Source organism: Mesorhizobium sp. ESP6-5, assembly GCF_020164695.1.
GTDB lineage: Bacteria > Pseudomonadota > Alphaproteobacteria > Rhizobiales > Rhizobiaceae > Mesorhizobium > Mesorhizobium australicum.
The window spans coordinates 88140-102975 of record NZ_JAIUGR010000008.1 but is presented as its reverse complement, the minus strand read 5'-3'; the positions used below and the strand labels follow the sequence as shown (position 1 = coordinate 102975).

14 protein-coding genes and 1 tRNA gene are annotated in these 14836 nt (G+C 61.5%); 13 read left to right on the top strand and 2 right to left on the bottom strand.

Annotated features, from left to right (window positions below):
- Window positions 1-3: 3 nt before the first annotated feature.
- The 7 genes from LB524_RS15025 (at window position 4) to LB524_RS14995 (ending at window position 7023) form a co-directional block, all read left to right on the top strand.
- Entirely contained in the window at window positions 4-1071 is a 1068-nt protein-coding gene (locus LB524_RS15025) for an ABC transporter ATP-binding protein (protein WP_140821755.1), read from the top strand.
- Window positions 1072-1938 carry a carbohydrate ABC transporter permease gene (locus tag LB524_RS15020; RefSeq protein ID WP_027044598.1) on the top strand — a complete coding sequence of 289 codons (867 nt, stop codon included), beginning with the start codon at window positions 1072-1074 and terminating at the stop codon, window positions 1936-1938.
- Between the two features lie 37 nt (window positions 1939-1975).
- The gene (locus LB524_RS15015) at window positions 1976-2857 is read left to right on the top strand and encodes a carbohydrate ABC transporter permease (RefSeq protein WP_411908819.1); all 882 of its coding nucleotides are present in this window, start codon (window positions 1976-1978) and stop codon (window positions 2855-2857) included.
- 2 nt (window positions 2858-2859) lie between these two features.
- Window positions 2860-3147, top strand: a complete 288-nt coding sequence (locus LB524_RS15010; protein WP_015317737.1) for a DUF2160 domain-containing protein — start codon at window positions 2860-2862, stop codon at window positions 3145-3147.
- Window positions 3148-3226: 79 nt separating this feature from the next.
- Entirely contained in the window at window positions 3227-4954 is a 1728-nt protein-coding gene (locus LB524_RS15005) for an ABC transporter substrate-binding protein (RefSeq protein ID WP_015317738.1), read from the top strand.
- Window positions 4955-5045: 91 nt separating this feature from the next.
- Window positions 5046-6581, top strand: a complete 1536-nt coding sequence (gene glpK, locus LB524_RS15000) for a glycerol kinase GlpK (protein ID WP_224527795.1) — start codon at window positions 5046-5048, stop codon at window positions 6579-6581.
- Entirely contained in the window at window positions 6562-7023 is a 462-nt protein-coding gene (locus LB524_RS14995) for a DUF6882 domain-containing protein (protein ID WP_224527792.1), read from the top strand. The genes glpK and LB524_RS14995 overlap by 20 nt, the downstream gene beginning before the upstream one ends.
- 118 nt (window positions 7024-7141) lie before the next feature.
- Here LB524_RS14995 and LB524_RS14990 read toward each other — a convergent pair whose 3' ends face one another.
- A complete protein-coding gene (locus LB524_RS14990; protein WP_015317740.1) occupies window positions 7142-7612 on the bottom strand; it encodes a BA14K family protein in 471 nt (156 codons plus the stop codon).
- 256 nt (window positions 7613-7868) lie between these two features.
- Between LB524_RS14990 and LB524_RS14985 the strand changes: the two genes are divergently transcribed.
- Window positions 7869-7944, top strand: a tRNA-Lys gene (locus LB524_RS14985).
- A 63-nt stretch (window positions 7945-8007) separates the two neighbouring features.
- On the opposite strand, the gene LB524_RS14980 is transcribed toward LB524_RS14985, so the two are convergent.
- Complete coding sequence (locus LB524_RS14980; RefSeq protein ID WP_224527789.1) at window positions 8008-8454, bottom strand: hypothetical protein; 447 nt, start codon at window positions 8452-8454, stop codon at window positions 8008-8010.
- A 217-nt stretch (window positions 8455-8671) separates the two neighbouring features.
- Here LB524_RS14980 and LB524_RS14975 point away from each other — a divergent pair, with 217 nt between their 5' ends.
- The 5 genes from LB524_RS14975 (at window position 8672) to LB524_RS14955 (ending at window position 14835) form a co-directional block, all read left to right on the top strand.
- The gene (locus LB524_RS14975; RefSeq protein ID WP_015317742.1) at window positions 8672-9733 is read left to right on the top strand and encodes a glycosyltransferase family 4 protein; all 1062 of its coding nucleotides are present in this window, start codon (window positions 8672-8674) and stop codon (window positions 9731-9733) included.
- A gap of 45 nt (window positions 9734-9778) precedes the next feature.
- Complete coding sequence (locus tag LB524_RS14970) at window positions 9779-11941, top strand: amylo-alpha-1,6-glucosidase (RefSeq protein ID WP_140616516.1); 2163 nt, start codon at window positions 9779-9781, stop codon at window positions 11939-11941.
- Window positions 11942-12047: 106 nt separating this feature from the next.
- Complete coding sequence (locus tag LB524_RS14965) at window positions 12048-13823, top strand: trehalose-6-phosphate synthase (protein ID WP_015317744.1); 1776 nt, start codon at window positions 12048-12050, stop codon at window positions 13821-13823.
- Window positions 13823-14623, top strand: a complete 801-nt coding sequence (gene otsB, locus LB524_RS14960; RefSeq protein WP_015317745.1) for a trehalose-phosphatase — start codon at window positions 13823-13825, stop codon at window positions 14621-14623. Before LB524_RS14965 ends, otsB begins: the two co-directional genes overlap by 1 nt.
- Complete coding sequence (locus LB524_RS14955; RefSeq protein WP_015317746.1) at window positions 14623-14835, top strand: hypothetical protein; 213 nt, start codon at window positions 14623-14625, stop codon at window positions 14833-14835. The genes otsB and LB524_RS14955 overlap by 1 nt, the downstream gene beginning before the upstream one ends.
- The last annotated feature ends 1 nt before the right edge of the window (window position 14836 follow it).

Genomic DNA, 14836 nt, shown 5'->3' with positions numbered 1-14836 from the left:
GATATGGCGCGCATCGACGTCAACCATGTCAGGCATTCCTATCTACCGAACCCGCGCAAGGATGCCGATTTCGCGCTGCGCGAAGTGCATCACACTTTCGAGGATGGTGGTGCCTACGCGCTGCTCGGGCCGTCCGGCTGCGGCAAGACCACGCTGCTCAACATCATATCGGGGCTGCTGCATCCCTCGCATGGCCAGTTGCTGTTCAACGGCAGGGACGTGACCACCCTGTCGACGCAGGAGCGCAATATCGCGCAGGTGTTCCAGTTCCCGGTCATCTACGATACCATGACTGTCTATGACAATCTGGCCTTCCCGCTGCGCAATCGCGGCGTGCCGGAGGCAGACGTCGACCGCAAGGTGCGCGAGACGCTGGAGATGATCGACCTGGCGTCCTGGGCCAAGAAGAAGGCCAGGGGCCTGACCGCTGACCAGAAGCAGAAGATCTCGCTCGGCCGCGGCCTGGTGCGCTCGGACGTCAACGCCATCCTGTTCGACGAGCCGCTGACCGTCATCGACCCGCATATGAAGTGGGTGCTGCGCTCGCAATTGAAACAGCTTCATCGCCGCTTCGGCTACACGATGGTGTATGTCACCCACGACCAGACCGAGGCGCTGACCTTCGCTGACCAGGTCGTCGTCATGTATGATGGCGGCATCGTGCAGATCGGCACGCCGGCCGAACTGTTCGAGCGGCCGCGCCATACCTTTGTCGGTTATTTCATCGGTTCGCCGGGCATGAACGTCATGCCTGTGGCGATCGACGGCAAGACGGCGACGCTCGGCTCGCAGCGTATCGAACTGCCGGGCGCGCCCAAAGCCGCCGGCGGCGCCGTCGAACTCGGCATTCGCCCCGAATATGTGCGGCTCGGCCGGGACGGCATGGCCGTCTCGATCACCAAGGTCGAGGATGTCGGCCGCCACAAGGTGGTTCGCGCCAAGCTGGAAGGCAGGGACATCGCTGCCGTCATCGGTGAGGACGAGACCGTGCCAGCCGAACCGAAGGTGCGGTTCGATCCGGCCGGCATCAACATCTATGCCGGTTCCTGGCGTGTCGAGATGGGGGCATAGATGGACAAGACCTGGAACAACAAGGCCTGGTTCCTCGTGCTGCCGGTGCTGGTGCTGGTGGCCTTCACCGCCGTCATCCCGCTGATGACGGTCGTCAACTATTCCGTGCAGGACACGTTCGGCAACAATGTCTTCACCTGGGCCGGCACCGAATGGTTCGAGGAACTGCTTTCATCCAGCCGCTTCTGGGAAGCGATGGTTCGCAACCTGATCTTTTCCTTTATCATCCTGGCGATCGAGGTGCCGCTCGGCATCTTCATCGCGCTCAACATGCCGAAGAAGGGCTGGGGCGTGCCGGTCTGCCTGGTGCTGATGTCGCTGCCACTGCTGATCCCGTGGAATGTCGTCGGCACCATCTGGCAGGTGTTCGGACGCAACGACATCGGACTGTTGGGCTATTACCTCAACGCGATCGGCATCGACTACAATTACGTGCAGGATCCGTTCGATGCCTGGGTGACGATCATCGTCATGGATGTCTGGCACTGGACCAGCCTCGTCGTGCTGCTCTGCTATGCCGGGCTGGTCTCGATCCCCGATGCCTTCTACCAGGCGGCAAAGATCGACGGGGCCTCGCGCTGGGCGGTATTCCGCTACATCCAGCTGCCGAAGATGCAGCGCGTGCTTTTGATCGCCGTGCTGCTGCGCTTCATGGACAGTTTCATGATCTACACCGAACCGTTCGTCGTCACCGGCGGCGGGCCGGGCAACTCGACGACCTTCCTGTCGATCGACCTCGTCAAGACGGCGCTCGGCCAGTTCGACCTTGGCCCGGCGGCCGCCATGTCGCTGGTCTACTTCCTCATCATCCTGTTGTTGTCATGGGTGTTCTACACCGTGATGACCAATTACGACGCGGAGCGCTGAAATGGCTGGCGCCAATGAACGAACCGAGCGCAATGCGATGAACGGGACCGCCTCGGAAAGTCTCGCCGGTACACTGTCGCAGAGCGATCTCGACAGGCGCATGCGCCGGCGCGGCGAGGAATCGCGCTGGTGGTGGATCGTGCCGACGCTCTACATCATCGTACTTCTGCTGCCGATTTACTGGCTCATCAATATGAGCTTCAAGACCAATGCCGAGATCGTCAACTCGATGACGCTCTACCCGCACACGCCGACGATCGCCAACTACGTCACCATCTTCACGCAGAGGGCTTGGTATTCCGGCTACATCAACTCGATCACCTATGTCGTCATGAACATGGTGATTTCGGTGTCGGTGGCGCTGCCTGCGGCTTACGCTTTCTCGCGCTATCGTTTCCTCGGCGATAAGCATCTGTTCTTCTGGCTGCTGACCAACCGCATGGCGCCGCCGGCCGTGTTCGCACTGCCGTTCTTCCAGCTCTATTCGGCCTTCGGCCTCATCGACACGCACATTGCGGTGGCGCTGGCGCACTGCCTGTTCAACGTGCCGCTGGCGGTGTGGATCCTCGAAGGCTTCATGTCGGGCGTGCCGAAGGAGATCGATGAAACCGCCTATATCGACGGCTATTCGTTCCCGCGTTTCTTTGTCAGGATATTCATGCCGCTGATCGCCAGCGGCATCGGCGTCGCCTGCTTCTTCTGCTTCATGTTCTCATGGGTGGAACTGTTGATCGCGCGCACGCTGACCACCACCGACGCCAAGCCGATCGCCGCCACCATGACGCGCACCGTATCGGCCGCCGGCATGGACTGGGGCCTCCTTGCCGCAGCCGGCGTGCTGACGCTGATCCCTGGCGCGCTCGTCATCTGGTTTGTCCGCAACTATATCGCCAAGGGCTTCGCCCTGGGGAGGGTATGATCATGAATCTCGACCTCTCCTGGATGGCGTGGACGTGGCCGACGGCCGCTTTCTTCGCCACCATTCTTCTGTTGCTGTGCGGCATGGCCGCTTGGGAATACGCCTCGCCAGGCGGCAATCCGCGCGTCGGCATGCTGCGCTTCGAGACGACACGCGGCGATCGCCTGTTTCTGTCGCTGCTTGGCAGTGCCTTTATTCATCTCGCTTGGCTGGGTCTCGTCGGATCCAACCTTTGGTGGGCTCTCGCTCTCTCCGTGGTCTACGCCGTCGGCGTGTTCCGCTACGTATAGAGGGGGAAACTGTTGGAGCGGCCGCGTGCCGGCGACTGCTCCAGATCGCACTTGAAACTTAAAACTGTGGAGGAAACTAATGCGACGGCAATTTTTAACGTCAACGACCGCCCTTGTCCTGTTGCTGGGGGCAGGCAATGCCTATGCCGGAATGGACGAAGCCAAGTCCTTCCTGGACAAGGAAATCGGCCCCCTGTCGACGCTTTCGCGCGCCGATCAGGAAGCCGAAATGCAATGGTTCATCGACGCCGCCAAGCCGTTCGCCGGCATGGACATCAAGGTCGTCTCTGAAACCATCGCCACCCACCAGTATGAATCGCAGGTGCTGGCGCCGGCCTTTACCGCCATCACCGGCATCAAGATCACACATGACGTTATCCAGGAAGGCGACGTCGTTGAGAAGATCCAGACGCAGATGCAGACCGGCCAGAACCTCTATGACGGCTGGGTCAACGATTCCGACCTGATCGGCACCCACTGGCGCTACCAGCAGGTGCGCAATCTGACCGACTGGATGGCGGGTGAGGGCAAGGACGTCACAAATCCGAACCTGGACCTGAAGGACTTCATCGGCACCTCGTTCACGACGGCTCCCGACAAGAAGCTCTACCAACTGCCCGATCAGCAGTTCGCCAACCTCTACTGGTTCCGTTACGACTGGTTCAACGACGAGAAGAACAAGGCCGACTTCAAGGCGAAATACGGCTACGACCTCGGCGTTCCGGTCAATTGGTCGGCGTATGAGGACATCGCCGAATTCTTCACCGGTCGCGAGATAGACGGCAAGAAGGTCTATGGCCACATGGACTACGGCAAGAAGGACCCGTCGCTGGGCTGGCGGTTCACCGACGCCTGGCTGTCGATGGCCGGCAATGGCGACAAGGGCCTGCCGAATGGCTTGCCGGTCGACGAGTGGGGCATCAAGGTCGACGAGAATTCACGCCCTGTCGGCTCCTGCACCGCCCGCGGCGGCGATACCAATGGTCCTGCGGCGGTCTATTCGATCCAGAAGTATCTCGACTGGTTGAAAGCCTACGCGCCTGCCGAAGCGCAAGGCATGACCTTCTCTGAATCCGGCCCGGTGCCGGCGCAAGGGGCGGTTGCCCAGCAGATCTTCTGGTACACCGCCTTCACCGCTTCGATGGTCGACGCCGGCGCCAAGGCGGTGCTGAACGACGATGGCACGCCGAAGTGGCGCATGGCGCCGTCGCCGCACGGCGTCTACTGGAAGGACGGCATGAAGCTCGGCTACCAGGACGTGGGTTCCTGGACGCTGATGAAGTCGACGCCGACCGATCGCGCCAAGGCCGCCTGGCTTTACGCGCAATTCGTCACCTCGAAGACCGTGGACGTGAAGAAGAGCCATGTCGGCCTGACCTTCATCCGCGAGAGTACTATCCACGACAAGAGCTTCACCGAACGTGCGCCGAAGCTCGGCGGCCTGATCGAGTTCTACCGCTCACCCGCCCGTGTGCAGTGGTCCCCGACCGGCACCAACGTGCCTGACTATCCGAAGCTGGCTCAGCTCTGGTGGCAGGCAATCGGCGATGCGTCGTCCGGAGCCAAGACGGCGCAGGAAGCGATGGACTCGCTCTGCGGCGAGCAGGAGAAGGTGATGAGCCGCATCGAGAAATCGGGTGTCCAGGGCGATATCGGCCCGAAGATGGCCGAAGAGCATGATCTCGCCTACTGGAACGCCGACGCGGTCAAGAAGGGCAATCTCGCGCCTCAGCTCAAGATCGAGAACGAGAAGGAAAAGCCGGTCACCATCAACTACGACGAACTGGTCAAGAGCTGGCAAAAGTAAGACGATCTATGCGGGCGTTCGCGCCCGTGTGAAATTGAGGGAGGCGGCGCGTTGCCGTCTCCCTTCTTTTTGTCAAGGCGGAGGATGCAGAATGAGCGGTTTGGTGCTTGCGATCGACCAGGGAACGACATCGACACGGGCGATCCTGTTCGACGGCACGATGAATGTCGCGGGCAGCGGACAGAAGGAATTCGCCCAGCACTATCCGGCCTCAGGCTGGGTCGAACACGATCCGGAGGAGATCTGGTCGAGCGTCATTGAGACGGTGAGGGCCGCGCTGAAGAATGCCGGCCGCGACGCTTCGGATGTGGCTGCGATCGGCATCACCAACCAGCGCGAGACGGTCGTCATCTGGGACAAAGCGACCGGCAAACCGATTCACAACGCCATTGTCTGGCAAGACCGGCGCACCGCACCGTTATGCCAGAAGCTCAGGAAGCAGGGGCTTGAGAAGAAATTCACCCGCAAGACCGGCCTGCTGCTCGACCCCTATTTCTCCGGCACCAAGATCGCCTGGATGCTGGACAAGGTGAAGGGCGCGAGGAAGCGTGCCGAGAAGGGCGAGCTGCTCGCCGGCACCATCGACAGCTTTTTGATCTGGCGGCTGACCGGCGGCAAGGTTCACGCCACGGATGCCACCAACGCGTCGCGCACGCTGGTCTACAACATTGCGGAGAATGCCTGGGACGAGGAGCTGCTGGCCATCCTGCGCATCCCCGCCGCGATGCTGCCCGAAGTCAAGGATTGCGCCGATGATTATGGAATAACAGAGAAAAACCTGTTTGGCGCCGAAATCAGAATCCTCGGCGTTGCCGGCGACCAGCATGCCGCGACGATTGGCCAGGCCTGCTTCGAGCCGGGCATGATGAAATCCACCTATGGCACCGGCTGTTTTGCGTTGCTCAACACCGGCAGCGACCTGGTGCGGTCGAAGAACCGACTCTTGACCACCATTGCCTATCGGCTGAACGGCAAGACCACCTATGCGCTGGAAGGCTCGATCTTCATCGCTGGGGCTGCCGTGCAATGGCTGCGCGACGGCATCAAGGTGATCGGCAAGGCAGAGCAGAGCGGCAAACTCGCGGCGGAAGCCGATCCGACGCAGAACGTCTATCTGGTGCCGGCCTTTGTCGGGCTCGGTGCGCCGCACTGGGATGCCGAGGCGCGGGGCGCGATTTTCGGATTGACCCGCAACACCGGACCGGCGGAGTTTGCCCGCGCGGCACTGGAATCCGTCGCCTACCAGACCCGCGACCTGCTCGACGCCATGCACAAGGATTGGAAGGGCGCCAAGGCAAAGACGGTGCTCAGGGTCGATGGCGGCATGGTGGCATCGGACTGGACCATGCAGCGCCTGGCCGACATTCTCGACGCGCCGGTCGATCGGCCGACAATTCTGGAGACGACCGCGCTGGGGGCGGCATGGCTTGCCGGTTCGAAGGCCGGCGTATGGCCGAAGGCGCGGGAATTCGCCAAGACCTGGGCCTTGGAGCGGCGGTTCGTGCCCGACATGGAATCCGCTACCCGGTCCGTCAAATTGGCGGGCTGGCGGGACGCTGTGCGCCGGACATTGAGCGTCCTTGAGGTGAGGGCTTGGCGAGGGGGAAATGACGCCGGAATGGTATAGCAACTGGTGCGCGGAGGCATTCGAACAGCTTACCGCGAAGAACGCCCGTCTGGAGAAGGATTTCCACTTGGGGCACTGGCCGCGCTATGACTACGACCTGACAACGGGGAAGCTGCTGTTTTCACAGGAAGGGAAGGTCGCGGTCGTCGCCGAAATCCAGATCGCAGGTTCCACGAGCACAATGGCTGGCAACTGGCTGTGGGCCTGGGCGAACTCCAACCTGCCCGACGAACTCCTTGCGGACGCAAAGCAGGTCCGATCCTTCGGGGAACAGAACGGCATCGACGAGCTGGCGCAGGCTTACGTGGTCGATACCGACGACGACCTCGAAGCACTCGGATGGGAACTCAGCGGGGCTATGGTACGGATTTGCGACGCTGTTGGAGCGTACCGCTCTCCCCGCGGCAAAGGCGGCGGTCTTACCTGGTTATCAAGAGCCTGAGCTGGGCCAGCGACAAACGCGACCACTGCCAACCATGTTAGGATAGACGCGACAAGGCCCGCGTCTTCTACACGCGGGCCTTTACTCACCATTACCAGCTACTGATACTCAATACGGATCAGTAAGGGGAGCGGCACTCCCGACGAGGACCATTGTTCGGCTGGAAGGTGTTGTCGGAAGCGCGGTAGCTCCGATAATGATCGTAGCACCACTGAACGTGCGAGTTGCCTTCATAGACGCGGTTGTTCTCGTTGTTGACAATCGCGCCGGTGATCAGCGCGCCAGTCGCGAAGGCGGCCAGCGGGAACCAGTAGTCGCCATGACGGCGATAGCCGCGGCGATATTCACGATAGCCGCGATGCCCATTCCAATACATGTCACCGTTGCGGCTAAAGCTTCGATTGCGCGAGAAATTGCGGTCGAAGGAGCGGTTTCTCCTCCACTCCCGGTATTGCACCGTCTGCACATCCGGCGCTGCCGCCTGGGAGAGTGGCACGAAGTTGGGCTGGGCGTTGACCGGCACCACCTCCGCCGCGACGAATGTCGCCGAAAGGGTGGCGGCAAGCAGGCCCGTTGTGATTCTATTCATTGGTATTCTCCTCGAGGGTTGGCGAACGTCCCTTTGGCAAAAAACGACAGTGCGTCGGATTTGTTCCGCCGTGTAGGCAGCCGTTCCCGCACGAAACCCAAACCGCCGGGCTGGTCGCCAGAACCCGGGGGGAACAAGCAAGGGGCAGCGAATTAGGGCAAAGAGCAGGTTTGGAACCCCTCTTTTCCGGTTGACCGGTCGCGGCACTCTCCCTATGTTCCGCGCAATTTCGAGGGCGGCCTTTTCGAGCCCGCGGGAGCGCGTAGCTCAGCCGGTAGAGCAACTGACTTTTAATCAGTAGGTCATGGGTTCGAATCCCATCGCGCTCACCATCGTCAAATGACATGCCAGCGCTTTTGATTTGCCCATGTATCTTTGCGGCGCTCAACGACCGTTCAGACGCCTCCTGACAGGTGCACGTCCAGAACGGCGGCTTTCTTGGCGATCAGTCCTGTCAGATCCGCGTCGGATCGCTTGGTGCCGGTCCGTTCGCGCAGCAACGAGATGACCGCGCTCATCGAAAGCTGGGCAGTGCGATCGCTCAGGATAGCGTCCACCGCGCCGGCAACATCCGGGGTCTCCGTCGGTGCTCGCATGATCGGTTCCTTTCTGTTCAGGTCGGCCTCGGCGCCGTTGGCCGGTCCCCGCACGCCACGGTCGAAGATGACGGCCAGGCCGTTCTTCACGGCGAGGGCGGCGACCATGTCGTCGAGGTCGTGATCGGAAAGCGCTGGCTCCGAAGGATCTGGCTTCAGGGTTCTGCGGATCACTCGGGCAGCCTGATCAGTCGACACAAAGCCAAAATGCCGTTTTCTGGCCTCGACATATTGCTCGATGATCATGCTCAGGCGCCGCGCTGCGATATCCCTGGGTTGCTGCATCTGGGCCTCCTTCGGCTGCCGCAAGCGCAAGGTCGACAGCACCAGAAGGAAATAGGGCGGCGGATCTACTCAAACAGGGGACGGATCGATCATTCGACGCATCTTGCGCTGATATAGGAACGATCCGGGCCTTGATGCATTTTGGCTCTATGACCAGCTCATTGAGGGACGCCGGGACATGAAGATTGCCCATGTCGCACCACTCTACGAATCGGTGCCGCCACGACTTTACGGGGGTACCGAGCGTATCATCTCGTATCTTACCGAAGCTCTCGTCGATCTCGGCCACGAGGTGACGTTGTTTGCCAGCGGCGACACGAAGAGCTCCGCCAAACTGGTGCCATGCCGCGAAAGGGCGCTTCGTCTCGATCCGCGTCCGCTGAAGTCCGAGATCGCGGCACATTTGTCGATGCTCGACGAAGTGCGCAAACGGGCCGACGACTTCGACGTCGTGCATTTCCATCTGAGCCATTTCCTGCATTTCCCGTTTTTCCGTGATATGCCGCAGCGCACGGTGACAACGCCGCATGGCAGGCTGGATTACGCGGACCTCGCGCAAGCCTATGACCGGTTCCCGCGGTTCCCCATGATTTCCATATCCCGCAGCCAGCGGGCGCGGTTCGCATCCGCGAACTGGCTGGCGACGATCCATCACGGGCTGCCGCTTGACCTTTATGAGGCCGATTTCGAGGCCGGTTCGGACGGTACCTACCTTGCTTTTCTCGGCAGAATGTCACGCGACAAGCGGCCGGACCGGGCAATCGAGATTGCCCGCCGAACCGGCCTGAAACTGAAGCTCGCCGCCAAGGTCGGCGATGGCGACCGCGCCTATTTCGAGGAAGTCGTGCAGCCGCTGATCGATGGCGACCGGGTCGAGTATGTCGGCGAGATTGGTGAGGACCAGAAGGCCCGGTTTCTGGGCAATGCGGCCGCCTTGCTGTTTCCCATCGACTGGCCTGAACCCTTCGGGCTTGCGGTGATCGAGGCCATGGCGTGCGGAACCCCGGTCATGGCTTGGAGTTGCGGCGCTATGCCCGAGATCATCGATCATGGGGTCACCGGCTTTGTCGTCGAAACCATCGAAGATGCCGTCGCCTCGATGCCGGCTCTCCTGCAACTCGACAGGCGACGAATAAGAACGGCCTTCGAAAGGCGGTTTTCGGCCGATAGAATGGCCAGGGATTATGTCGAGGCCTATTCGCGGCTGACCACCGGCCACGAAGAGAGCAGGGCCTCATAGATCTTCAACCCGTTCGGAAACCAGCACGGGACAATCTTCTTGACCATTACCCAACTCGACGAGCGCAAGCTCGATCCTGCGATAGCACTGGCTTCCCTGGACGAAACCGCGCCCAGGGAGCCGCATCGGCTTTACGCTCTCAAGCATGGCGATTGCTTTGCCGTCGCCGACGCCTATGGCGACATACGTGGCGCCGGCGACGGCTTCTTCCGCGACGACACGCGCGTGCTCTCCGAATTTCGCCTGACGGTTGGCGGACGATCGTTGTCGCTGCTGGGCGCATCGCTCAGCCAGGACAACGTCCTGTTCACCAGCAACCTGACCAATCTGCCGATCGAGAGCGCCGCGGGCCGCCAGATTCCGCAGGGCGCGATCCATATCGAGCGGGTCAGGCTTCTGTGGCAGGAAAGGCTATATGAACGCATCACGCTCTCGAACTATAGCCGGGAGCATTCGACGGTCTTGGTGTCACTGCGCTTCGGCGTTGATTTTCGCGACATGTTCGAAGTCCGGGGCTCGACCCGCTCCAAGCGCGGTACCGCGCACACGGCCGAGATCGACCAGAGTTCGGTCGTGCTCCGCTACGAAGGGCTGGACAAGGTCGTGCGGACCTCGGCCATTTCGTTTTCACAGCCCCCGGATCAACTGACCTCCGAGCGGGCGGATTTCTTCATTGCCGTCACCAAGCGCAGCCGCCAGACGCTGTATGTGGAGGTGGGGAGCAAGACAACGGCCCGCCCGCAAAGTGAACGTTTCCGGGCCGCGGCGGCGCGCGCCCGTTTCGGCATGCGCGCCAAGCGCCGGCATGGGGCAACGCTGCACAGTTCAGGCCGCGTCTTCAATGATTGGATGGAACGGGCGCGTGCCGATGTGGCATTGCTCACCACGGAACTGGCGACCGGGCCTTACCCATATGCCGGTATCCCGTGGTTCTCCACCGCCTTCGGCCGCGACGGCGTGATTTCAGCTCTGCAGATGCTTTGGCTCAATCCCGGCCTGGCTCGTGGCGTGCTTGCCTTTCTCGCCCAGCACCAGGCGACCGAAACCTCTCCCTTCAGCGATTCCGAGCCCGGCAAGATCATGCACGAGACCCGCAAGGGCGAGATGGCGGCGCTGAGCGAGTTGCCGTTCGGCCGCTACTATGGCGGCGTCGATACGACGCCCCTCTACATCCATCTCGCCTGCGCCTATGCGGACCGCACGGGAGACACGGCTTTCATCGATGGCCTTTGGCCATCGCTGTGCGCCGCCGCCGAGTGGATCGAGACAGCGAGCCGTTCGACAGGGTTTCTTACCTATCAGCGCGCCGCGGAATCCGGCCTTGCCAACCAGGGATGGAAGGACAGCTTCGATTCCGTCTTCCATGCCGACGGCCGCATTCCGAAAGGGCCGATCGCGCTGGTCGAGGTGCAGGGTTACGTCTTTGCAGCATTTCGGGGATTGGCAAAGCTGGCACGGCTGCGCGGCGAAGAGGAGCGGGCGGAGAATTGGGAGCTGCGCGCCGATGCCATTCGCCAACAAGTCGAACGCCACTTCTGGATCGAAGAGCTTGGCTACTATGCGCTGGCGATCGATGGCGATGGCCAACCCTGCAAGGTGCGCACGTCCAATGCGGGTCACCTGCTCTATGTCGGCCTTCCCAATCCGGATCGCGCACGCATGGTCGCCGACCAGCTGCTGTCGGCTTCGTTCCATTCCGGCTGGGGGCTGAGAACGCTGGCGGACGATGCGATCTTCTTCAATCCGATGTCCTATCATAACGGCTCCATCTGGCCGCACGACACCGCGATCTGCGCCGCCGGGCTGGCGCGATACGGCATCCGCGACAGCGTGGTGCGGTTGATGAGCGGGACCTTCGAATCCGCGGTTCATTTCAACATGCGGCTACCCGAACTGTTCTGCGGGTTCACGCGCTCGGCCGGCGAAGCGCCGATTGCCTATCCGGTGGCTTGCCTGCCGCAGGCCTGGTCCGCGGGCTCCGCCTTCATGCTCATGCAGGCCTGCCTCGGCCTACAGATCGACGGTTGGACGAACGAAATTCACGTGACCCGGCCGCACTTGCCGATCGGCATCGACAATCTTGTCATTCGCCATCTCTCGGTGGGACATGTGGCGGTGGACCTGACGTTTCAGCGCGTGGGGGATCGTGTCGGTGCCTTCCTTGCGGATGCGCATGAAGGATTGGTGCCACTGGTGGTCAAGAGCTGAAAAATCGGAACCATCACGGGTGCGGAACGTTGGATCAGCACGCCAAGGATGCTGGAGTTCCTGTCGGTGGATCTGCCGCGTCCCATTGAAAGGTAATCAATTCGAAATGCCCGACAACAGTTCGTACCTGGTCGTACCCTCGGCCGCACTGTGGCTCTTCGTTCTCGTAATTGTCGGTATCTCATGCGTCGCGCTCGCGGTGGTGCTGTCACGGGCGCGCCGGGCCAGAAACATGAAGCTCGCCCGTCTCGAAGCAGGATCCGTTCGCAGCCCATTGCCGGAGTTCGAAAAGAACGGGCAATCCGCGGCCGCCGCCCTCGTCCAATGGTCGCCGGAAACGTTGCGTCACATTCTGGCGAAGGAACTTCCCGATGCACAGGTGATCGTGGTGTCAAATCGCGAACCCTACATCCATAACCGCAACGGCGACGGCATCCAGCTGGTCGTACCCGCCAGCGGGCTGGTCTCCGCCCTGGAGCCGATCACGCGCGCCTGTGCGGGCACATGGATCGCCTATGGCGGCGGTTCGGCCGATGCGCTGGTGGTCGACGAAAACGACCGCGTCGAAGTGCCGCCCGAAAACCCTTCCTATACGTTGCGCCGTGTCTGGCTGAGCGAGGAAGAACAGCAAGGCTATTATCTCGGCTTTGCCAATGAGGGGCTTTGGCCGCTGTGCCACATAGCCTTCACCCGACCGATATTCCGTGCGTCCGACTGGGAGGCCTACGAGGCGGTCAACCGCAAATTCGCCGACACCGTCGTCGCGGAGGCACGCAACGAGCGGCCCATCGTGCTGGTCCAGGACTACCATTTCGCCCTGTTGCCGCGGATGATCCGGGAGCGCCTGCCGGAAGCCATCATCATCACCTTCTGGCACATTCCATGGCCGAATTCCGAGGTATTCAGCATCTGCCCATGGCGCGAGAAGATCCTAGAAGGATTGCTGGGCAGTTCGATCGTCGGCTTTCACACCCAGTTCCATTGCAACAACTTCATCGACAGCGTCGACCGCTTCCTGGAGAGCAGGATCGAGCGCGAGGATTCCGCCATCTCCTATGGCGGCCAGATCAGCCTGGTTCACGCGTATCCAATTTCAATCGAATGGGAGCCGGCTCGACAGGCCCAGCTGCCCGACGTGGCGCAATGCCGGCGGCATGTTCGTGAAAAATTCGGGCTGGCGGACGATGTCAGGCTGTGTGTTGGCGTCGAACGTCTCGACTACACCAAGGGCATCCTCGATCGCTTTACCGCACTCGACGAGCTGCTGAGGCTCCATCCGGAATGGATTGGCAAGGTCGCCTTCCTGCAGATCGCGGCACCCAGTCGCGGCACCTTGCCCGCATACCAACAGTTGCATGAAGAGTGTCTGCGTCAAGCCGAGGATCTCAACCGGCGCTATGGCCGCGACGGCTACACTCCCGTCCTGATGGTCACGGAACATCATTCGCAGGAACAGGTCTACGAAATCTACCGGGCCGCCGACGTTTGCTTGGTCACGAGCCTGCATGACGGCATGAACCTGGTGGCCAAGGAGTTCGTCGCGGCGCGCAATGACGAACAGGGGGTCCTGCTGCTCAGCATGTTCGCCGGCGCTTCCAAGGAATTGCTGGAAGCGCTGATCGTCAATCCCTACGACGCCACAATGATGGGCGACGCCTTGTTGCAGGCTTTGACGATGTCGTCGGAAGAGCAGCGGCAGCGCATGCAAAGGATGCGTGAGGTCGTTCGCGACAATAATGTCTACCGGTGGGCAGGCAGCATGCTTCTCGATGCCGCGCGCCTGCGCAAACGCGTTGCGGTCGATCGCGCCGTCGGCGCCGCCCCGACCTCATCGGGCAACGTGATCTCGCTGCTCGATCGCAGACGGGTGGCGGCGCTGTGATGTCGCTTCTGCCAAAACTGCCCGCGCCTGAGCTCCCAACAGGCCCGTGGGCCTTGTTCCTGGACATTGACGGCACGCTTCTCGAACACGCCGCGCATCCCGATGCGGTGGTTGTCGGCGATGAATTGCGTACGCTGCTGGCGAGGCTCGAATTGCAATTGGATGGAGCTCTGGCGTTCATCACGGGACGATCGATCGCCGCGGTCGACCATCTTTTCCAGCCGCTCAGATTGCGCGCCGCCGGGCTGTATGGGCTTGAGCACAGGCTCATCCGCGACGGCCCGGTCGAGGCAGCGGGAGAGCCGGCCGACATTGCGGCACTTGCCGAGGAAATCGAAGCGGAGCTGGGCAGTTCGGACGTTTATATCGAGCGCAAGGGACCGATCCTGGCAGTCCACACGCGCGCGGCACCGCAACTGTTGCAGCGCGCGACGCAACTGGTCGAACAGGCGTTGGGCAGGTTGCCTACGGGATATCGGGTGCTGGCCGGCAATGCCGGCGTTGAATTGATGCCGCTGGAGGCAGCAAAGGGAGCCGCCATCAGGCGCTTTCTGGATCTGCCGGCTTTCGAGGGGCGGCGGCCGGTGTTTCTGGGCGACGACACATCCGACGAAAATGGTTTCGAGGCCGTGAACGAGATGGACGGCATGTCGATCCGCATCAAACCGCACGGACCGACAGCGGCGCGCCATGTGCTTGCCGACGTCGGGGAGGCTTTGGCTTGGCTGGGTGCGGTGAGCCAGCGTAATTTGGGTGGATCGACCGGCCTGGTCCATCCCTTCAATCGAAGGAGTCCGTGATGACCCAATTCACCAGTCTCATCTTGGAGATCATGCCTGCCTGGCTACGCCGGCGGTCGCTGCCGAATACGCACGAGACCCAGCCGAGTTTCGATCCGTCGCGCCCGCAGGACGCGGATGAGGTCTGGCGCCAGTTTGTTCAAAAGGATCTCTTTGACGCCAACATGCAGGATTACGACGAGACCGGAGATAGAAAGACCAGCCGCCACTGAG